Here is a 21185-nt window from a genome sequence, read left to right as displayed (position 1 = left end):
GGTCGGGCCGGTCAGCGGGCGTCGTCGGATACGGCGGTGGACAGCAGCGTGACCAGGTCGTCGAGGGTGTCCAGGGGCCGGCCGGGACCGTTCAGCTCGACCTCGACGTCGTACTCCAGCTCGATCGCGTCGACCATGCGGAGCAGGCCGAGCGAGTCGACGCCGAGAGCGACCATCGAGCCGCCGGTGAGCAGGTCGGTGGCCGCGACGTCGCCGCCGGTGGCCTCGCTGACCAGGTCGGCGAGCCGCCCCCGCAGGTCGGTGGTGTCGTTGGTGTCCATCAGCGCTCCTTCACGGACGGCCGGACGATCTCGGCGATCTCGGCGATGGTGGGGGTGTCGAAGAAGGCGTCCAGGGGCACCTCGACGCCGAGTCGTTGCCGGATGCGGCCACTGATCCGGGTGATCGTCAGCGAGTGGCCGCCCAGGTCGAACAGGTCCTCGTGCACGCCGATGTCGGGGATCCGCAGCACCTCCTGCCAGATCAGCCGCAGCTGGGTCACCACCGGATCGTCGTCCCCGACCGGCATGACGGCTGCGCCCGGTGCCGGGTCGCCGGGCGACCCGTCGGTTCCGGTGGTGCCGGGCGTGCCGGTGGTGCCGGGTGCTCCGGTGCCGGGCGCGAGGATGGTGCCGGGGGGCGTCGCGGTGCCGGCCGGGGGCGTCGCGGTGCCGGCCGGGCGGGTGGGGTCGGTGACCGGTGGCCGGGGGAGGTCCACGGTGAGGTCCCGGGCGGCCAGGGCGGCCCGGTCGACCTTGCCGTTCGGGCTCGACGGCAGCCGGTCGAGCGGCACGAAGTCGGTCGGCAGCACGGCCTGCGGCAGGCTCGCCGCCAGGTGCCGGCGCAGCTCGGCCGGTGCCGGGTCGGTGCCGGTGCGGGCCACCAGGTAGGCGACGAGCCGGGGCCCGTCGGCGTCCGGACGCAGCACCGTCGCCGCGCCGGCCACGGCCGGATGGTCGAGCAGCCGGGCGTCGATCTCACCCAACTCGATCCGGTGTCCCCGGATCTTCACCTGGTCGTCGGTGCGGCCGAGGAAGTCCAGCCGCCCGTCGGGCAGCCACCGGCAGCGGTCGCCGGTGCGGTAGAGCCGCTCCCCGGGCCGCCCGAACGGGTCCGGCACGAACACCTCGGCGGTCCGGTCGTCGCGGCCGAGGTAGCCGGCGGCCAACCCGACGCCGGCCAGGTGCAACTCACCCGGCACCCCGATCGGCACCGGTCGTCCCGAGGTGTCCAGCAGGTACGCCCGCACGTTCGGCAGCGGCCGTCCGATGGTGACCTCGTCGGGATCGGCGGGGACGTCGGCCATCGTGGCGTACACCGTCGCCTCCGTCGGGCCGTACCCGTTGATCAGGCGGCTGGTGCGGGCCCGCAGGTCCCGGGCGAGGGCGACCGGCAGGGCCTCCCCGCCGGTGACCGCGACCAGCGGCGGGGTGGGCCCGGCGGCGTCCGGTGCGGGCGTGCCGAGGCCGGCCTCCAGCAGCACCCGCCAACCCGACGGGGTGGCCTGGGCGTGGGTCACCCCGGCGGTGTGGACCAGCCGCAGCACACCCGCGCCGTCGAGGGGGCCGACCGTCGAGGCGACGACCACCCGGCCGCCGGTGACCAGCGGCAGGAAGACCTCCACGGTGGAGATGTCGAACGACAGCGAGGTCAGGTGCAGCCACCGGTGCGCCGGGCCACTGCCCAGCAGGTCCCGGACGCCCAACAGCAGGTTGGTCAGCGCCCCGTGCCGCACCGACACACCCTTGGGTCGGCCGGTCGAGCCCGAGGTGTAGAGCACGTAGGCCAGGTCGTCGGCGTCCGGCGGCACGGCGGGGGTGACCGGCGTCGGCCCGGTGAGCAGGTCGATCCCGTCGAGGGCGAGGGTCGGCCAGGTCAGCGCGGTCACCGTCGGCGTCACCACCAGCGTGGGGGTGGCGTCGGCGAGGACGAGTTCCCGGCGGGCCGGCGGGTGCTGCGGATCCACCGGCAGGTACGCGGCCCGGCAGCGCAGCACCGCCAGTAGGGTGACCACCGCCCGCCAGGACCGGTCCAGGGCGACCGCGACGAGTGACCCGGGCCCGATCCCACGTTGGCGCAGCAGCCCGGCCAACCGGTCGGCGGCGGCGTCGAGCTGCGCGTAGCTGAGGATCAGGTCGTCGTCGACCACGGCCGGCGCGTCCGGGTCGGCGGCGACCCGGGCGGCGAACAGGGTGGGCACGCTCGCCCCGGCGGGGTACGCCCGGCCGGTGTCGTTCCACTCCCGGGTGACCCGGTCGAGTTCCTCGGCGGGCAGCACCGGCAGCTGCGCCACCGGCCGGTCCGGGTCGGCGACCACGGCGGCGAGCAGGGTACGCAGGTGCGCCCCGACGCGGCGTACCGCGCCGGTCGGGATCGCCGCCGGGCTGTGCTGGAGGCTGACCGTGGGGCCGGTGGGGGCGTCCACGATCTGCACGTGCAGGGCGTTGCGGGCGGCGCCACCGAACAGCGTCCAGTCGACCGCTGCGGTCACCCCGGGGAAGACCGGTTCCGCGCCGCGCCGCCGGTAGCCGACGCTGACCGGGGTCACCGCCGGGGCGGGCCGCAGACCGGGCACCGCGTGGGCCAGCGGCACGGCCCGGTGCCGGTACACCTCGCGCAGCCGGACCCGCACGGCGCGGGCGTACGCGCGGAACGTGCCGTCGGCCGGGTCGACGGTGACCGGCAGTTCGTTGACGAACAATCCGATCCGGTCGGCCTGCTCGGGGGTGCGGGTGGACAGCGCCACCCCGACCGGCGTGCCCTGGTTGCCGTACCGCCCGAGCAGGGTGTGCAGCGCGGCGAACAGCAGCTCGAAGCGGGTCACGCCGAGCGACCGGGCCGCCGGGTCGAGGCCGTCGACCACGTCGGCGGGCAGCGTCACCTCGACGGCGACGCCGGGTTCGGCGCCGGTGGGTAGCCGGCGCAGGCCGGGCAGCACCACGTCGCCGGGGCCGGACCAGTGCCGCGCCCAGAAGTCGCGGGCGGCGGGCAGGTCGACGGCGATCCGCTGCTGCTCGACCGCCGCGCGGCCGGCGTGGTCGTCGCCGGGCTGTTCCGGGCCGGTGTCGGCGGGCCGCACCGGGCCGGCGGACCGGGCGGCGGCGTATCCGGCGGCCAGGTCGTGGACCAGCACGTCCTTGGAGGTGCCGTCGAAGACCAGGTGGTGCGCGGTGACCAGCAGCAGGTGGGCACCCGTCGTCCCGGTCAGCAGGGTGAACCGGGCCAGCGGGCCGGTCCGCAGGTCGTACGGCCGGGCGATCTCCTCGGCGACCCGGGCGTCGGTCAGCTCCCCGAAGGTGACCGCCGGGCGGGTGTCGGCCGGCGTCAACCGGGGGGTGCCGTCGTCGTCGGTGCCGACCCGGGCGGCCAGGACCGGATGCCGGGCGACCGTCGCCGCGCACGCCGCGACGAGGGCCGCCCGGTCCAGCTCCGCGCCGAACCGGATGCCCAGCGCCATGTGGTACGCCGTGCCGGCGACCCCGGCCTGTTCGGTGAACCAGACGGCGTGCTGCGCGAAGGTCGCCTCGGCGGTGCCCACATGCTCTCCCATGGTCGTGCTGTCGGTGCGGGTGGTCAGTTGTCGAACAGGACGGTCAGCTGCCGTTTGAGCACCTTGCCGCCCTCGTTGCGGGGCAGCCGGTCCAGCAGCAGCAGCCGGGCGGGCAGCTGGTGGTCGGCCAGCCGGTCGGCGAGGAAGCCGCGCAGCACCGGCAGCGTCAGCCCGTCCGTGCCGGCCTGCGGCCGGGTCACCACGGCGGCGGCCACCGCAGAACCGAGCACCGGATGCGGCACCCCCACCACGGCTACCTCGGCGACCAGCGGATGCTCGTGCAGCGCCGCCTCGACCTCGACGGTGGAGACCTTGAACGCACCGGTCTTGATCACGTCCTGGTGCCGGTCGGTGAGGTAGAGGTAGCCGTCGGCGTCGATCCGGCCCACGTCACCCATCCGTACCCACCCGTCGCGGAAGGTGGTCCGGTTCGCCGAGTCGTCGCGGTAGTAGGCGCGCGGGTGCGGTGAGCGTAGCCACACGTCGCCGGTCGTCCCGGCCGGCAGCGGGCGGCCCCCGGGGTCGGCGACCATCAGCTGCCCGCCGACCGGCCGGCCGACCGCGTCCGGCCGGGCCGGGTCGTAGATCATCGTGGTCTGCGCCGGGGCTGCCTCGGTGGAGGTGTAGTAGTTGACGATCGTGGCCTGCGGGAAGGCCGTGGCCAGCCGGGCCGCGACCGCCGGTGGCAGCGGCGCGGCGGTGGACCCGATCAGTTGTACGCCGCTGGTGTCGCGGTCCCGCAGCGCCCCGGAGTCGAGCAGCTCGATGGCGATCGACGGCACCACGAACACCGTCCCGGTGCCGGCGGCGGCGACCAGCCGGGCGAACCGGACCGGGGTGAACCGGGGCAGGGTGAGCGCGGCGGCCTTCGCGGTCAACGCGTTGAGCAGCATCGTCTGCCCGGCGTTGGTGCCGATGGCGAAGGCGTGCAGGAACCGCTGCGAGTGGGCCAGGGCCAACCGGCGAGGGTGGTGCGGCGCACCGGCGGTGAGGTTGGCGTGCCGCGCCGACACCCCCTTGGGGCGGCCCGTCGTCCCCGAGGTGTAGAGGATCTGCGCGAGGTCACCGGGGCGGACGGTGACCGGGTCGCCGTCGTCGGGGTGCCCGTCGGCGCGCAGCTCGGCGTCGCCGAACACCGCCACGCCGGGTGGGGCGGGTGGGGCGGGGGTGTCGTCGCCGTACACGACGGCGGTGGCCGTGCAGTGGGTCAGCGCGTACCCGAGCTGCCCGGCGGCGAGCCGGTCGGACAGCGGCACCGCCACCCCGCCGGCCCACAGGACCCCGCAGTACGCCACCGCGTAGCGGACCCAGTCGCGGGGGCCGAAGACCAGGCCGACCCGGTCGCCGGGGCGCAGCCCCCGACGTCGCAGCGCGGCGGCGACGGCCCGTGCCCCGGCGGACCACTGGGCGAAGGTCAACGTGGCCACCTGGTGCACCTCGACCGCCACCTGGTCCGGGTGCAGCCCGGTGCGCCAGTCGAGCAGTTCCGGCAGGGTACGCGGCGGTGGCGTCCCGGTGGGTGTCGTGCTCACCGCGACCCTCCCGTCCCGACACCCACCGGGGTCCGGTCGGCGGGGGCGGTCGTACGGGCCCGGCGTTCCTCGAGGCCGACCAGGTCGTCCGGGGGCGCGTCGGGCACCTCGTCGTCGAACCGGGCCAGGGTGGGGGTGGCCAGCGACACCAGCGCGGTCAGCGCGATGCACACCCCGAACAGCACGTAGAGCAGCCCGTGCCCGCGACCCGGCCCGACCCCGAGCACCACCCCGACGGTGCCGGCCAGCGCCCCGTCGGGCAGCAGCGTGGGCTCCACCACCCGGGCGGCGAACGGGGCGACGACGCCCCAGCCCAGCGGCAGGGTGGACTGGGCGACCATCTGGTTGACCGCGAACACCCGGCCGTGCACCCGGGCCGGCACCTTGGTCTGGATGATCGTCTGGTAGACGCCGTTGACGATGCCCAGCGCCAGGTACATGCCGAAGGCGCCGGCCCCGATGAGCAGCAGGTTGGGTCGCAACCCGGTCAGCACGGCGGCCACCGCGATGCCGAGGGTGCCCAGCAGCACCGCCCGCATCCGGCGTCGGCGGGGTCCGCCCCAGAGCAGCATCACCAGGCCCCCGGTGGCCGCACCGACCCCGCCGGTCAGCGCGACGCGGGACACGTCGGTGAGGTCGGCGAAGCCGAGCACCAGCGGGGAGAGCAGGAACAGCACCGGGAACAGGAAGAAGTTGAGCGCGGCGAAGAACGCCAGCATGGCGCGGAACTCCCGACGCCGCAGCGCGTAGCGCAGCCCGGCGACGATCTCGGTGCCGATGCCCTCGCGGCGTTGCAGGGCCAGGGTGCGGGGGAACCGGACGACCGCCAGCACCCCGACCGCGAACAGGTACGACGCCACGTCGACGAGCAGGATGCCGCGCAGCCCGACGGTCTCCAGCAGGGCCACGGCGAGCAGCGGCACGGTGAACTGGGTGAGGCCGACGGCGGTCTGGGTGAGGCCGTTGGCGTGCCCGAGGAAGCGTTTGGGCACCAGTTGCGGCACCGCCGAGACGAACGCGAGCCGTTGGAAGGCCAGTGCCACCGACAGCCAGCCGACCAGCGGATAGAAGTGCCACACCTGCGCCCGGTCGGTGAGCACCAGCCCGGCGAGCACCGCGTTGGCGCTGCCGGCGGCGAGGCCGGCGAGTAGCAGCACGCGCCGCCTGCTGGTGCGGTCGATCAGCGCGCCGGCCAGCGGTGCGACCAGCAGGCCGGGCAGCAGGCCGAGCACGGCGAACAGGGCGAACCGGGCGAGTGACCCGGTCTGCGTGTAGATCCACAGTGGAATCGCGAAGGTGGTCAGCGCGGTGCCCAGCCCGGAGACGACCTGACCGGCCGCGACCAGGCCGAAGCGGCGCAGGCTCGGCGGTGGCGCGGTCCGGCCCCGGTCCCCGCCACCCACGCCTGCCGGGGGCGGGTCGGACGTGGTGGGTGCGTCGGCGCTGCGGCGGGAGACGGCGGCGAGCTGCCAGGCCGGTGGCGTGGCGTCCGACCCGGTCGGGGCGGGCCGGGGTGGCGTGTCGAGCCGTCGGTGCACGTCGGTGACGATCTCGGCCAGTTCATCCGACCGGTACTTGAGGAAGTAGTGCCCGCCCTCGTCGACCACGACGAGCGCGGTGCGGTCACTGAGGAAGTGCCATTCCCGGAACCGTTCCTCGTGGTAGTCGGTGCTGCGGTCCCGCTCACCGACCACCGAGACGACCGGTGCCCGCAGCGGGGTGACCCGCCGGCGCATCAGGTCGGTGAAGTAGTCCTCGGCCACCCGGGCGTCGTGCCGCATCGCCCGGACCAGGAACCGCACCTCGTCGGGGGCGAGCGAGCCGACGGCGGTGCCCTGCGCCTGCAACCAGGTGCGGTAGATCCGGTCGCTGCGCAGCCGTTCGGCCAACCGCAGCCGCAGCAGCGGCCCGAGCGGCCCGTCGGCGGGGCGGGCGAACGGGAACACCGCACCGAGGTAGACCGCGAGCAGGTCCCGTCCGGCAGCCTCCAGCCGGCGGGCGACCTCCACGGCCAGCGCCCCGCCGGGGCCGCAGTGCCCGTACACGATCAGTGGGCCGGTGACCCGGCCCAGAAGTTCCGCGACCACCCCGGCGGCGACGTCGGCGATCGGTGCGGGCTCGTCGGCGAGGCCGATGTCGTGTCCGGGTACGGCCACCGCCAGCAGCCGGTACCCGGCCGGCAGCGCGTCGGCCAGCGGCTGGTACACCACCGCGCTGCCCCCGCCGTACGGCACGCACACCAGGGTGGCGACCCGGTCGACGGCGGGCACCGGCGGCGTCAGCTCGTGCAGCAGCCCGGCCCGACCCGGGTCCGGCCCGCCGACGAAGCCGGCCAACTCGCGTACGGTGCGGTACCGGAACAGGTCCATCACGCTGACCGTCGGGGTGCCGTCGGTGACGGTGGGCAGCTCCCGGCGCAGCCGGGCCACCACCCGGGTGGCCAGCAGCGAGTGCCCGCCCAGGTCGAAGAAGTCGTCGGTGACGCCCACCTCGGGCACCCCGAGCACCGCCCGCCACACGTCGGCCACCAGCGTCTCCACCGGCCCCACCGGGGGCACCCGCTCGCCGGTCGGGCCGTCGTCGGTGGGCTCGGGCAGGGCCCGCCGGTCCACCTTCCCGTGTTCCTGCAACGGCAGCCGGTCCAGCACCACCCAGCGGGTGGGCACCATGTGCTCGGGCAGCCGCCCGGCGAGCAGGCGACGCCAGCGCGCCGGGTCCGGGGCGTTCGCGTCCGGCCCCGGTTCGGCATCCGCGTCCGGCCCCGGTTCCGGCTCCAGGTAGGCCACCAGCCGCTCGTCGCGCAGCAGCACCGCCGCTTGGCGTACCCCCGGGCAGTCCCGCAGGGCGGCCTCCACCTCACCCAACTCGACCCGGTAGCCACGGATCTTCACCTGGTGGTCGCGGCGACCGAGGAAGACCAGCTCCCCGTCGGCCCGCCACCGGCCCAGGTCACCGGTGCGGTACAGCCGGGACCCGGGCGGCCCGTACGGGTCGGGCACGAACCGTTCGGCGGTCGGGCCGGGCCGGTGCAGGTAGCCCCGGGCGAGCCGGTCCCCACCGAGGTACAGCTCACCGGGCACCCCGACCGGCACCGGACGCATCCGCTCGTCGAGCACGTGCACCGAGGCGTACGGCAGCGGCCGGCCGGTCGGTACCGGGCCGACGTCCGGCCCGTCCACGGGCACCTGGTAGGTGGCCACGCCGACGGTGGCCTCGGTGGGCCCGTAGTGGTTGAACACCCGGGTCGGCCCGGCGGCGAGCGGGGCGATCCGCTCCAGGTCGGACGCCTCGCCGCCGAGGATCAGCGCCCGGGCCGGCAGCAGGTCCTCCGCTGCGCAGTCGGCGGTCAGCGCCGCCAGGTGCGACGGGGTGATCTTGAGGTAGTCGATCCGTTCGTCGCGCAGCCGGGCGGCCAGCTCGGCCCCGGTGCCCCGGCGGGGGAGCAGGTGCACCGTGCCGCCGGTGGCCAGCGCCAGGTAGAAGACGGTGACGGCGAAGTCGAACGACATCGACTGCAACAGCCCGTACCGGGCGGCCGGGACCACGGCGAACCGGTCCGCCACCCCGTCGAGGTAGCGCAGCACCGGCCGGTGCGGCACGGCCACCCCCTTCGGGGTGCCGGTCGAGCCGGAGGTGTAGATGACGTAGGCCAGGTGCTCGCCGCCGACGCCGGCCGTGGGTCGGTCGTCCGGTGCGGCGGTGACCTCGGTGGCGATCTCGTCCAGGCGGGTCGCCACCGTCCCGGCGGGCAGCCGGTCGAGCAGGTCCGCGCTGGTCAGCAGCACGGTCGGCCGGGCGTCGGCGAGCATCAGGCCGAGCCGGGCGGCGGGCTGCTCCGGGTCCAGCGGCAGGTACGCGCCGCCGGCCCGCAGCACCCCGAGCAGCGTCACGGCCAGCTCGACCGACTGCTCCAGCAGCACCCCGACCAGCCGGTCCGGGCCCACCCCCCGGGCCCGCAACCAGTGGGCGAGCCGGTTGGCCCGCCGGTCCAGCTCCCGGTAGCTGATCCGGTCCGACCCGCAGACCACGGCCGGTGCGTCGGGGGTGGCGGCGACGTGCGGGGCGATCAGGTCGGCCAGGGTGACCGCCGCCCCGGTGACCCCGGTGCGGTCGTCCGACGGCAACCCGCGCGCCTGCTCCCCGACCCACCGGTCCGGAGCCGGCGGTGTCCCCGGGGCGGGCGGCGTTGCCGGAGCGCCGGCGAGGGCCAGCATCCGGTCCCGTTCGGCCGGGTCGAGCAGGTCCAGGTCGACGACCGGCCGGTCCGGGTCGGCGACGGCGGCCCGCAGCAGGGTCTGGAAGGACCCGGCGAGCCGGGCCACGGTGGCGGCGTCGAACAGGTCGGTGTGGTAGACGAACGTGCCGCGCAGTCCGTCGGCGCTCTCCCCGACGTACAGCGACAGGTCGAAGCGGGCGCTGGCGGCGTCGGTGCCGACGCCCTCGACGTGCAGTCCGGCCGGCCACCGGTCGCCGCCCCGGGCGTAGTTCTGCAGGGTGAACAGCACCTGGAACACCGGGGCGCGGGTGACGTCCCGGGTGACGTTGAGTTCCTTGACGAGGCGTTCGAACGGGATCTCCTGGTGCGCCAGGGCGCGCACGACGGTGCCCCGGTTGCGGCGCAGCAGGCTCGCGAAGCTCGGCTCGGCGGCGGTCGTCGGGTCGGGGGAGAGGTCGGCGCGCAGGGCCAGGGTGTTGACGAAGAGACCGATCAGGTGTTCCAGCTCGGGGACCACCCGGCCGGCCACCGGCGAGCCGACGGCGAAGTCCCGCTGCCCGCTGTGTCGGAACAGCACGGCCTGCAAGCCGGTGAGCAGGGTCATGTAGAGGGTGGCCCGGTGGGTCCGGCCCAGCCGGCGCAGCCCGTCGGTGAGGTCGGCGTCGACGGTGAACCGGTGGGTCGCGCCCGGGTAGGACTGCACGGTCGGGCGGGGCCGGTCGGTGGGCAGCTCCAGCGGCGGCACGCCGGCCAGCGCGCGGGTCCAGTGGGCGAATCCGTCCCCGGTCGCCGGGCCGTCGAGCCGGTCCCGCTGCCAGCGGGCGTAGTCGACGTAGCGGGTGACCGGCGGGGCGGGTGGTTCGCCACCGTCGCGCAGCGCGGCGTAACCGGCGGCGATCTCGCCGAGCAGCAGGTCCAACGACCATCCGTCGCTGACGATGTGGTGCATGGCCAGGTGCAGCAGGTGCTCGGTGTCGGCCAGCCGGACGACGAGCACCCGCAGCAGCGGCGCGACGGTGAGGTCGAACGGGGTGTGGACCGACTCGGCGACCAGCGCGTGGGCGGCGTCCCCCGTCACTGCGGCGGTGACGGTCACCGGCACCCGCACCTCGGGCAGCACCGTCACCACGGGCTCCCCGTCGACGCTCTCGGTGAACCGCATCCGCAGGCTGTCGTGCCGGGTGGCGGTGGCGTCGAGGGCGGCGCGCAGCAGGTCGACGTCGAACGGCCCGCGCAGCCGCACCGTCGCGTGCACGACGTACGCGGCGGTGCCGGGGGAGAGCTGTTCGGTGAACCAGATCCGTTCCTGACCGAATGACAGACGCGGAGTTCCGGTGGACCGGGGGATGGCGGAATGTGGCGGGGCGGCCCGCGTCGGTACGTCAACGTTCGTCACGCGGTGCCTTACTCGAAACGGTGCGGGCAGTGGCCAGTAGTGTGCACGTCGGGTGCGAACCGTCGGATCGGCTGATCGGTCCACTATGGAAAGCACCTTCGAGCGATTCGGCGACGGTCGTCACGTCGTACGGTCGGGAATGCGATTCGCCGACGCGGTGGTGCCTGCGCAATGGGCGTCCGAGACCCTGGTCCACGCCGAGTTCGCCGGCGACGGTGCCGGGGTGGCTCCGTTGACCTGGGCCCAGCGGGTGATGTGGCGCTCGATCGCCCGCAACGGCTCGAACCACGTCTTTCTCAACCTGCGCCGTACCGTCCCGGTGTCCCGGCGGGCGGGGGCGGCGGTGCCCGGCGTCGCCCGCGCGGTGGGCGCGTTGGTCGGTCGGCACGGCGCGTTGCGCACCCGGGTCCGGGAGGTCGACGGGGAGCCACGCCAGGAGACGGCGGCGGCCGGGGCGCTGCCGCTGCTGGTCTGCGCCGGGGCGCACGACGGCGCAGAGGCCGCCCGGGAGGCCGCCGGCCGGCTCGGCGACGTCGCTTTCGACCACGCCGCCGAGTGGCCGCTGCGGGTCGCGCTGGTGACGGTCGACGACCGGGTACGACAGGTCGTGGTGGTGTTCAGCCACTCCACGGTGGACGCGTACGCCGCCGAGACGGTTCTGCGGGACCTGCGGCTGATCATGCTGCGTGGTGACGTGTCCACCCCCGCCGGACCGCAGTCGGCGGACGTGGCGCGGGGGCAGCACGGGGCCGACCGGGACCGCTCGGCGCGGGCGGTCGGGCACTGGCTGCGGGAGTTCGACCGGCTGCCGACGTCGCCGCCCGCGCAGCCGGGGCCGGGCCTGGCCCCGCCGTGGCGGCGCGGGGTGCTGGTCTCCTCCGCCGTCGACACGGCCACCCGGCTGATCGCCGCCCGGCACCGGGTCAGCGGCTCCGCGGTGTTGCTGGCCGGGGTGGTGGCGATGGCCGCCGGTGGTGACGGGCAGGACCGTCGCGGCTTATTCCCGATGGCCCACAATCGATTTCGCGCCGGGTACGCGAATGCCGTCGCCAATCTCGGCCAGATCGGTTTCGGTGTGCTGGATCTGTCCGGTCGCCCCCATTTCGGGGAGTTGTTGTCCCGGGTGTGGAGCGCCTCCCTGGACGGCCTGCGGCACGCGTATTACGACCCGGTCGCGCTGCGGCACGCATTCGTCGAACGGGGGGTCGACCCGGCGTCGGCGTTCCAGCCGCACTACTACTTCAATGACATCAGGTTGCCCCTCGGCGGGGTCGACCGGGTGCCGGTGGTGACCCGGGACGCGCTGCGGGCCGCCACGGGCCGGAGCACCTTCTCCTGGACGACGGGGCTCGACCAGGCGTCCTGGCAGTTGCTGACCCACGTGGTCGACGAGCCGTCGGGGGTGGGTGTCACACTCACGGTCGACACCCGGCACCGGACGCTGGACGCCGTCGAACCGTTCCTGCGCGGGCTGGAGGAGTTGCTGGTGGAGGCCGCTTTCCACGAGGTGCCCTGGCCCTGGTCCCCGGCCGCCGGGCCGTCCCCGGCCGCTGAGTCGGCGCTCACCGCCGGGCCGTCCCCGGCCGCTGAGTCGGCGCTCACCGCCGGGCCGTCCCCGGCTGCCGGGCCGGTGCCCACCGGGGGGACGGGCGGCGACGCCTGGCCCGGCGGCGACCGGGTGGCGTACGCCGAGTTCGACGGAGGTCGGGACGCGACCGCGCCGTTGACGTGGGGACAGCGGGCGATGTGGCGGACGGTGGCGGAGTTCGTGGCGCCCGCCGCCTACCGGGTGCTGACCCTGCCGCGCACGCTGGCGGTGTCGGCACGGGCCGGGGTGGACGTGCCCCGGGCGGTGCGGGCGGTGGGGGCGCTCCTCGCCCGGCACGAGTCGTTGCGCACCCGGGTCCGCCCGCACGACGGGCAGCTGTGCCAGGTGGCGTCGGCGGCCGGGCGGCTGCCGGTCGGAGTGCACGCCGTACCCCGGCCGGCCGACGACCCGGACGGCGCGCGCACCGCGGCGGAGCTGGCCGCGCGGCTGGCCGGGGTGCCCTTCGACCACGCCGTGGCGTATCCGCTGCGGGTCGCGCTGGTCACCGTGGACGATCGGGTACGGCAGGTCGTGCTGGTGTTCAGCCACTGCGCCGTCGACTTCCACGCCGCCGGCATCGTCCTGCGGGACCTGCGGTTGCTGCTGCTACGGGGGGTGTTGGACAGCCCGCCCGGGCTCCAGTCGCTGGATCTCGCCGCGCAGGAGCGCACGGTGCAGCGGCGGCGTTCGCAGCGGGCGGTGGCGTACTGGACCAGGCAGTTCGCGGGCCTGCCGATGGACCTGGCCGATCCGACCGGAGCGGGGTCGACGCCCCGCTACCGGCGGGGTTCGCTGGTCTCCCCGGCCGTCCACCACGCGGTGCGGCTGGTCGCCGCCCGGCACGGCGTCAGCACCTCGACCGTCCTGCTGGCCGCGACCGCCGCGGTGCTGAGCGGGGGTGGGCAGGATGCCTGCGGGATGGTGGTGATGGCGAACAACCGCTTCCCGCCGGGGTACGACCAGGCGGTCGCCACCCTGAACCAGATCGGGCTCTGCCGGCTCGACCTGGTCGATCGACCGGACTTCGCCGAGTTGCTGTCCCGGGCCGGGCGGGCGGCCCTGGACGCCTACCGGCACGCCTACTACGACCCGGCCGAGTTCGAGCGTGCCTTCACCGAGCTGGGGCACGACCACCGTAGCGTGCTGGCCCCGCTGTGCTACCTCAACGACACCCGGCTCGCCCCCGAGGTCGGGCCCGGCGCGGCCGGTCCGGACGAGGCCGGCCTGCGGGCGATGGTGACGCCCGGCGCGTTCCGCTGGGTGGGGGAGCTGGACCGGTTCGCGTGGCGGTGCCGGGTGCAGGTGCTCGACGCCCCGGGCGCGGTGGAACTGGTCGTCACCGCCGACACCCGCTACCTGTCCGTCGAGCGGGCCGAGGGGCTGCTGTCCGGCATCGAGGCGTTGCTGGTCGAGGCGGCCTTCCACGGGGTGCCGTGGCCGTGGTCCCCGGCGGGGTGAGGGTGCCCCAGAGGCCCGGAGGGACACCCTCACCCCATTGGCCGGGGCGTCGCGGTCCATCGTCCGCGACGCCCCGGCCGGCTCAGGCCGGGCTGCCGGTGACCGTGCTCCCGGACTTCGTGATCCGGTACGTCTTCTGCGTACCGCTCCAGAAGTGGAAGGTCAGGGTGACCGGGCCGTCGTTGACCTCGGCGAAGAACTCCGGCTTCAGCAGGATGGTGTTGGCGCTGTAGTCCGGTTGGAAGTGCGTCCAGAACTCCTTGTAGGAGGTCCAGTTGGCCGGTCCCGCGCCGCTGCCGTCGGCGTACTTGGCCTCCATGGTGGCGAGCTGGTCACCCCGGAACTGGGTGGGGATGGCGAACGAGCTGGTCGTGCCGCTGGCCGCCGACTGGGTCGGCGGGTCGTAGGAGATGATGCTGATCTGCCACGGCACGCCCTGGGAGAAGCGGGCCTCGATGGTGGCGTTGACCCCGGCGGCGCGGTTGCCGGCCAGCCGGCTCAGCGCCGACGCGGTCAGCGTGAGGGTGCTGCCGGAGACCGTGTAGTCGGTACCGTTGACCAGGTTGGTGCTGCCCTGCCGCAGGCCCTGGAACGACGTGCCGTTGAGGTTGAGGGTGAGCGACCTGCTGGTGATGGTGCCGCTGCGCGGCAGGTAGACCTGGTCGGAGGACGCGGTGGCCGAGCGGGTGGTCAGGTTCGCCTTCATCAGGTCGTAGATGCCCTGGTCCCGCCACTGCAACGTGGGGCGGTTGAGGAAGGATCCCGCGTCCCAGAGCATGGTGGTGAGGTTGCGGGTGCGGGCGTGGTAGCCGACGGCCTCGAAGAACTTCAGCAGTTCGCCGCGTTCGATGATGCCGGGGCGGGTGTAGTCGTAGCTGAGCAGCGCCCACTCACCGATGATCACGGGGATGCCGCGGGCGACGAAGGAGGCGCGGGCCCGCTCGAAGGTGCCGACGAGGTCCTGCTCGACGTTGCTGTCGTAGCGGGTGCCGCCGGCGATGTTGACGCTGAACGGCCAGTACCCGTAGAAGTGGATGGTCGCGGCGATGTTGGGGTCGCGCAGCTGGCTGAGCGTGGTGTTCAGCGCGTCCATCCGGGCCTGCTCGCCACTGGTGTGCAGGGTGGGCAGTACCAGCAGCCGGGTGGCGTTGCCGCCGCCGGACTGGCGGATCAGGCGGACGAAGGCCAGGTGCAGCTCCCGCAGCACCTCGTCGCCCTGGGCGTCGTCGGAGGTGCCGGTGAACTGCGGCTCGTTGATGTTCTCGAAGACCAGCTTGGCCGAGTGGTCGCGGAAGGTGGCTGCGATCTGGGTCCACAACGCGTTGTACCGGTTCAGGACGGTGGTGCGGTCGCCCGGGTACGTGTTGATCCACTGCCAGGAGTCGTGATGCAGGTTGATCATCACGTAGAAGCCCTCGGCCAGCGACCAGTCGACCACCTGCCGGACCCGCGCCAACCAGACCGGATCGATGGTGTAGGTCGGCGCCGGACCGGTGTGGTCGGTCCAGGTCACCGGGATGCGGATGCTGTTGTAGCCCTGTGAGCGCACCTGGTGCAGCAGGGCCTGGGTGGTCAGCGGGTTGCCCCACGCGGTCTCGTCGGGAATGGCGTCGAGGGTGTTGCCCAGGTTCCAGCCGGGCTGCATCGCCGCCACCGTCGCCATCGGGTCCCCACCCGGCGACGGCGACGGGGAGGTCGTCGGCGTCGGGGTGGGGGTCGGCGTCGGCGTCGGGGTCTGGGTGGGGCTGGCGGTCGGGGTGCCGCTCGGGTTCCCGGTGCACGCGACGCCGTTGAGGGTGAACGAGGTCGGTACGGGGTTGCTGCCCGTCCACGACCCGTTGAAGCCGAAGGAGACCGTGCCGTTGGTGGCGATCGCCGCGTTGTAGCTCAGGTTCTTCGCGGTGACCTGGCTGCCGGCGGCGGTGACCGTCGAGTTCCACGCCTGGGTGACGCGCTGGCCGGCCGGGAAGGCCCAGGTCAGCGTCCAGCCGTTGATCGCGTCACCGAGGTTGGTGACCTTTACGTCGGCGGTGAATCCGCCCTGCCACTGCGACGGCACGGTGTACGCCACCCGGCAGCCGGCGGCGGCCTGGGCGCTGCCGGTGATCATCAGGCCCGCGAACAGCAGTGCGGCAAGTGCGCCGGCGAGCAGGCCGGCCCGCCGCCGCATTCTTCGGAGGTGGTGTGAACTCATCTGGGAACTCCTCGCCATGGTGGCACGGTGGTTGGGGTCGTCGGACGTCTCGCCGACCGGGCCGCCCTGACGGGTCCGGGGTGAACCGGATCGGGTGGGGCCACCGCACCGGGCCACCGCAACCGGGAGAACGGGGTTGCGCCGGGCGGGCGTGACTGTCCGACGGCACGGCCGGGCGTGGCGGATACGGACGCTGCCCAGTGCGTCCGTACGGAATGGCGAGGCTCCCGCCTGGAAACAATCGGAGGATGGACTCGGAAAGTTTCCGTCGCAGACCATACAAGTGTCGGTTGACGCACGTCAATGGAGGGGAAGTTCCCGGGTTGTCCGGGACCGGACTCGCTGGTCTGGCCCCGCTGGCGACACGGGAACACCGGAAGGTGCTTCGTTCAGATCGACAGATGACGGAAACTTTTGGTCGTACCCCCGAATGTGCGTCGGGGCCGGACGCCGACCGCCGGGTTATCCTGGTTTCCCTGAACGGTGCCGGCGGCCCGGTCGCGTGGCGATGCCGGCCCGACCGGCAGCCGCCGCAGAGGAGGAGGCCGGGTTGAGGCACGTCGAGTCGGGCAGGCCGGGCGGCGACCTGGCGTCGTTCGTCGATCCGACCAGACCGGTGACGATCGCGGCGATCGCGGAGTCAGCCGGCGTGTCGATTCCGACCGTGTCGAAGGTGATCAACGGTAGGTCCGGTGTCGCGGCGGACACCCGGGCCCGCGTCGAGGCGGCGATCAGCCACCACGGCTACCGCAGGACCGCCCCGGCGACCCGCAGCAACATCATGGAGCTGGTCTTCGACGAGATCGAGGACATGTGGGGCCTGGAGATCATCCGGGGCGTCGAGCGGGCGGCCCGGCAGCAGCGCGTCGGCGTCGTGCTGACGGAGTTCGGGCCGCAACGCAACGCGATCCGGTACTGGATCGACGACACCCTCGCCCGCCGACCGGACTGCCTGGTGATGGTGGCCCAACTGGGCGCGGAGGACCACCAGCGGCTACGGGCCCGGGGCATCCCGTTCGTGGTCTTCGACCCCACCACCGAGCTGCCCGAGGACGTGCCGTTCGTCGGTGCGACGAACTGGGCCGGCGGCCGGTCGGCCACCCGCCACCTGATCGGGCTCGGTCACCGACGGATCGCGATGATCGGTGGCCCGGAACACGTCCTGTGCTGCCGGGCCCGACTGGACGGCCACCGGTCCGCCCTGGAGGCGGCCGGCCTGCCGGTGACCGCCGACCTGGTCGTGCACACCGGCCTGAACCCCGCCGACGGCCAGGCCGCGGCGCTCGACCTGCTCCGCCGGCCCGACCGGCCGACCGCCATCTTCGCGTGCAACGACCTGCAGGCCCTGGGCGTCTACCAGGCGGCCCGGTCGCTGGGGCTGCGGATTCCCGCCGACCTCAGCGTCGTCGGCTTCGACGACCTGCCGATGGCCGCCCTGGTCGACCCGGCGCTGACCACCGTGCACCAGCCGTTGATCGAGATGGCGGCCACCGCCACCGAGCTGGCGCTCGCGCTCGGCCGGGGGAGCCGACCGGCCAGGTCCGCCTGGAGCTGGCGACCACCCTCACCGTCCGGCAGAGCACCGCGCCCCCGGCGACCTGAGGGGACGGCCGCCCCGCGACCGCCCGCGTGCTGCCCGGTCCGCACCCGGACCGCCCGCCGGACCCGGTCGGGCGGGCGTGGTGTGCCGATCCGCGTGCCGATCTCGATCGCCGCGAGAAACTCCCGGCCCGCTGGCCCCCGGCGGCGACGGTGGACGGTCGGATCGACCCGGACAGATCGCTACGACTTGACGAATGACATGTTATCGCTCACAGTCGATGCGAGGACGACAGCGCCTGATGGCTCACCGGGCGAGCCGTGCTGGTCGCACCTTGGATCGCGACGTCCCCCCAGGGCATGCGGGACGTCGGATCAGGATTCCCGTCAGCAACTGCCGGTGGCGGCGCGACCGGCCCCGTACGCATGGGGTCGGACGGTTCCGCCCGGCCGGCCCGGTCTCCTCTGACAAGGAGGATCATGGCTCCCTTTTCGGGCGGCGCCACGCCGTTCCACCGTACGGGCGATCCTCCCGCCGGCCCGGGCTGCGCCCTCGGCGTCGAGGTCACCGGTGTCGATCGCGTGCGTGGACCACGGCGGGGTCTCCGCCCGTCCGCGCCGTGGCTGACCGGGCGGCGTACCACGCCGGCCGGTGCGGTCCGCCGCACGGGGAGTCGGGCATCCCAACACCACCACCGCTGCACCCACACCGAGAAGGATGCGACATGAGACCCAAGAGAGCCCTGCTAGCGACGGCGACCCTCGCCGTCGCCGGCGCACTCACCGTCGGAATGACGCTGGCGATGGCCCCCTCCGCCAGCGCCGGGACGACCCTGCGGGCGGCGGCGGCCGAGAAGGGCCGCTACTTCGGCGCGGCGGTCGCGACGGGCAAGCTGTCCACCAGCACCTACACCACCATTCTCAACCGCGAGTTCAACTCGATCGTGGCCGAGAACGAGATGAAGTGGGACGCCACCGAGCCGCAGCAGGGCCGGTTCAGCTACACCGGCGGCGACCGGATCGTCAGCCACGCCCAGGCCAACGGGATGAGCGTGCGTGGCCACGCGCTGCTCTGGCACCAGCAGGAGCCGGGCTGGGCGCAGGGCATGTCGGGTAGCGCACTGCGCAGCGCGATGATCAACCACGTCACCCAGGTCGCCACCCACTTCCGCGGCAAGATCTATGCCTGGGACGTGGTGAACGAGGCGTTCGCCGACGGTGGCAGCGGTGGGCGTCGTGACTCCAACCTGCAGCGCACCGGCAACGACTGGATCGAGGCGGCGTTCCGGGCCGCCCGCGCCGCCGACCCGGGCGCGAAGCTCTGCTACAACGACTACAACACCGACGGCGTCAACGCGAAGTCGACTGGCGTCTACAACATGGTGCGGGACTTCAAGTCCCGGGGTGTGCCGATCGACTGCGTCGGCTTCCAGTCCCACCTGGGCACCACGATCCCGGGCGACTACCAGGCCAACCTCAAGCGCTTCGCCGACCTCGGCGTGGAAGTCCAGATCACCGAGCTGGACGTGATGACCGGTGGCAACCAGGCCAACATCTTCGGCACGGTCACCCGGTCCTGCATGGCCATCCCGCAGTGCGCCGGCATCACCGTGTGGGGGGTGCGCGACTGCGACTCGTGGCGCGGCTCCGACAACGCGCTGCTGTTCGACTGCAACGGCAACAAGAAGCCGGCGTACGACTCGGTGCTGAACGCGCTCAACGCCGGCCCGGGCAACCCGACGACCACCCCGCCGAACCCGACCACCACGCCGCCGAACCCGACGACGACCCCGCCGAACCCGACCACGCCGCCTCCGGGCGGGGCGGGCTGCTCGGCGTCGGTGTCGTTGAACTCGTGGACGGGTGGTTTCGTGGCCACGGTGAAGGTGACCGCGGGTTCGTCGGGTACCCGTGGGTGGACGGTGAGCGTGACCCTGCCGGGTGGGACGAGTGTGACCGGGACGTGGTCGGCGACGGCCAGTGGTAACTCCGGGACGGTGCGGTTCACGAACGTGGACTACAACGGTGCGCTCGGTGCCGGTCAGTCGACCGAGTTCGGTTTCCAGGGCACGGGCAGCGCGGCGGGTGTGACCCCGACCTGCACCGCCAGCTGAGCACCACCGTCAGATTGAGTACCAGCGTCAGTTGACTACCACCACCGCCGCCGGCCCGACCCGGGCGCACCCGGGTCGGGCCGGCGGTGCATCACCCCCGACCCGCCGGCCGGTGCGACGCGCCCCGGCCGGACCATCGTCGGCCAGCCCCGGACCGGGCCAGTCCGGACCGTCGTCCCGCACGCCGGGAGGGCCCGTCGTCCGTCGCTGACCACCGACTCCGACAGAGGAACCGCCGATGAAACCCCGACTCGCACTGCTGGCCGCCGCGCTGGCGACCGCCCTGGCGACCGTCACGGCCGTGGTCGCGGCCCCCAACCCGGCGTCGGCCGCGACGTTGACCCAGGTGACCAACTTCGGCACCAACCCGACCAACCTGCAGATGCACCTGTACGTGCCCGACCGGGTGGCCGCCCGGCCGGCGCTGCTGCTGGCCCTGCACTACTGCACCGGCAGCGGCCCGGCGCTGCACACCGGTTACGGGCTCAGTTCGCTGGCCGACCGCTACGGCTACATCGTGATCTACCCGTCGGTGACCCGCAGCAGCAAGTGCTGGGACGTCTCCTCCCCGCAGGCGCTGCGGCGCAACGGCGGCAGCGACCCCGTGGGCCTCAAGTCGATGATCGACTACGTGCGGAACCGCTACCCGGTCGACGCGAACCGGATCGGCGTCGCCGGGTTCTCCTCCGGCGCGATGATGACCAACGTGATGGCGGGGGTCTATCCGGACGTGTTCAACGCCGGGGTCAGCTCCTCCGGTGTCCCGTTCGGCTGCTTCGCCACCACCAACGGCTCGGAGTGGAACAGCGACTGCTCCGGCGGGCGGATCGTGAAGACCCCCCAGCAGTGGGGTGACCTGGTCCGCAACGCCTACCCCGGCTACACCGGCAAGCGGCCCCGGATGCAGATCTGGCACGGCACCACGGACACCACGCTGAGCTACGTCAACTTCGGCGAGCAGGTCAAGCAGTGGACCAACGTGCTCGGTGTCGCGCAGACCCCCAGCTCCACCGACTACCCGCAGACCAGCGCCACCCGTACCCGCTACGGCGGCACCGGTGGCACCGCGCCGGTGGAGGCGATCAGCTTCCAGGGCTACGGGCACTCCATCCCGTTCGACGCCGCCCAGGCCGTCCGCTTCCTCGGCTTCGACAGCGCCAGCCCCACCACGCCGCCGCCGAACCCGACGACCACCCCGCCGAACCCCACCACCCCGCCGCCGAACCCCACCACGCCGCCGCCGACGACTCCGCCGGCCACGGGCGGGTGTTCGGCGTCGGTGTCGTTGAACTCGTGGACGGGTGGTTTCGTGGCCACGGTGAAGGTGACCGCGGGTTCGTCGGGTACCCGTGGGTGGACGGTGAGCGTGACCCTGCCGGGTGGGACGAGTGTGACCGGGACGTGGTCGGCGACGGCCAGTGGTAACTCCGGGACGGTGCGGTTCACGAACGTGGACTACAACGGTGCGCTCGGTGCCGGTCAGTCGACCGAGTTCGGTTTCCAGGGCACGGGCAGCGCGGCGGGTGTGACCCCGACCTGCACCGCCGCCTGACCGACACGACCGGCGGCTCCGGGCGGCGCACCCCCGCAGAGGTGCT

General features: G+C 73.8%; 9 protein-coding genes. 4 read left to right on the top strand and 5 right to left on the bottom strand.

Translation table 11 applies throughout. The features are described 5' to 3' along the window. Window positions 1-11: 11 nt before the first annotated feature. From J7462_RS07325 to J7462_RS07310, 4 genes are read right to left on the bottom strand one after another with little or no spacing between them, the layout of a single operon-like run. Window positions 12-281: a phosphopantetheine-binding protein gene (locus tag J7462_RS07325; protein WP_219462926.1), complete on the bottom strand. Its 270-nt coding sequence runs from the start codon at window positions 279-281 to the stop codon at window positions 12-14. Then, window positions 281-3550 carry a non-ribosomal peptide synthetase gene (locus J7462_RS07320; RefSeq protein WP_219462924.1) on the bottom strand — a complete coding sequence of 1090 codons (3270 nt, stop codon included), beginning with the start codon at window positions 3548-3550 and terminating at the stop codon, window positions 281-283. Before J7462_RS07320 ends, J7462_RS07325 begins: the two co-directional genes overlap by 1 nt. A 23-nt stretch (window positions 3551-3573) precedes the next feature. Beyond that, window positions 3574-5082 (bottom strand): class I adenylate-forming enzyme family protein, encoded by a 1509-nt coding sequence (locus J7462_RS07315; protein ID WP_308290799.1) that lies wholly within the window; start codon window positions 5080-5082, stop codon window positions 3574-3576. Continuing rightward, complete coding sequence (locus J7462_RS07310; RefSeq protein WP_219462922.1) at window positions 5079-10694, bottom strand: non-ribosomal peptide synthetase/MFS transporter; 5616 nt, start codon at window positions 10692-10694, stop codon at window positions 5079-5081. Before J7462_RS07310 ends, J7462_RS07315 begins: the two co-directional genes overlap by 4 nt. Before the next feature lie 139 nt (window positions 10695-10833). On the opposite strand from J7462_RS07310, the gene J7462_RS07305 reads away from it, so the two are divergent. Beyond that, window positions 10834-13740, top strand: coding sequence for a condensation domain-containing protein (locus J7462_RS07305; RefSeq protein WP_219462920.1), 2907 nt, complete (start codon window positions 10834-10836; stop codon window positions 13738-13740). Between the two features lie 82 nt (window positions 13741-13822). Here the strand turns inward: J7462_RS07305 and J7462_RS07300 are convergent, their stop codons facing one another. Beyond that, a complete protein-coding gene (locus J7462_RS07300; RefSeq protein WP_255597625.1) occupies window positions 13823-15934 on the bottom strand; it encodes a cellulase family glycosylhydrolase in 2112 nt (703 codons plus the stop codon). A 550-nt stretch (window positions 15935-16484) separates the two neighbouring features. Between J7462_RS07300 and J7462_RS07295 the strand changes: the two genes are divergently transcribed. The 3 genes from J7462_RS07295 to J7462_RS07285 all read left to right on the top strand — a co-directional run bounded on the left by J7462_RS07295 (window position 16485) and on the right by J7462_RS07285 (window position 21139). After that, window positions 16485-17942, top strand: a complete 1458-nt coding sequence (locus J7462_RS07295; protein ID WP_255597624.1) for a LacI family DNA-binding transcriptional regulator — start codon at window positions 16485-16487, stop codon at window positions 17940-17942. Window positions 17943-18198: 256 nt separating this feature from the next. After that, a complete protein-coding gene (locus J7462_RS07290) occupies window positions 18199-19587 on the top strand; it encodes an endo-1,4-beta-xylanase (RefSeq protein ID WP_208566767.1) in 1389 nt (462 codons plus the stop codon). 238 nt (window positions 19588-19825) lie between these two features. Beyond that, window positions 19826-21139: a PHB depolymerase family esterase gene (locus tag J7462_RS07285; protein WP_219462918.1), complete on the top strand. Its 1314-nt coding sequence runs from the start codon at window positions 19826-19828 to the stop codon at window positions 21137-21139. The last annotated feature ends 46 nt before the right edge of the window (window positions 21140-21185 follow it).

The sequence above is a fragment of the Micromonospora sp. RL09-050-HVF-A genome (assembly GCF_019374995.1).
GTDB lineage: Bacteria > Actinomycetota > Actinomycetes > Mycobacteriales > Micromonosporaceae > Micromonospora > Micromonospora antibiotica.
This window is presented reverse-complemented; position numbering and strand designations above follow the sequence as displayed.

What these genes read in the sequence shown, in the direction of transcription:
- J7462_RS07325 (WP_219462926.1), bottom strand. Translation starts at nt 281, where the DNA reads ATGGACACCAACGACACCACCGACCTGCGGGGGCGGCTCGCCGACCTG.
- J7462_RS07320 (WP_219462924.1), bottom strand. Translation starts at nt 3,550, where the DNA reads ATGGGAGAGCATGTGGGCACCGCCGAGGCGACCTTCGCGCAGCACGCC.
- J7462_RS07305 (WP_219462920.1), top strand. Translation starts at nt 10,834, where the DNA reads ATGCGATTCGCCGACGCGGTGGTGCCTGCGCAATGGGCGTCCGAGACC.
- J7462_RS07300 (WP_255597625.1), bottom strand. Translation starts at nt 15,934, where the DNA reads ATGAGTTCACACCACCTCCGAAGAATGCGGCGGCGGGCCGGCCTGCTC.
- J7462_RS07290 (WP_208566767.1), top strand. Translation starts at nt 18,199, where the DNA reads ATGAGACCCAAGAGAGCCCTGCTAGCGACGGCGACCCTCGCCGTCGCC.
- J7462_RS07285 (WP_219462918.1), top strand. Translation starts at nt 19,826, where the DNA reads ATGAAACCCCGACTCGCACTGCTGGCCGCCGCGCTGGCGACCGCCCTG.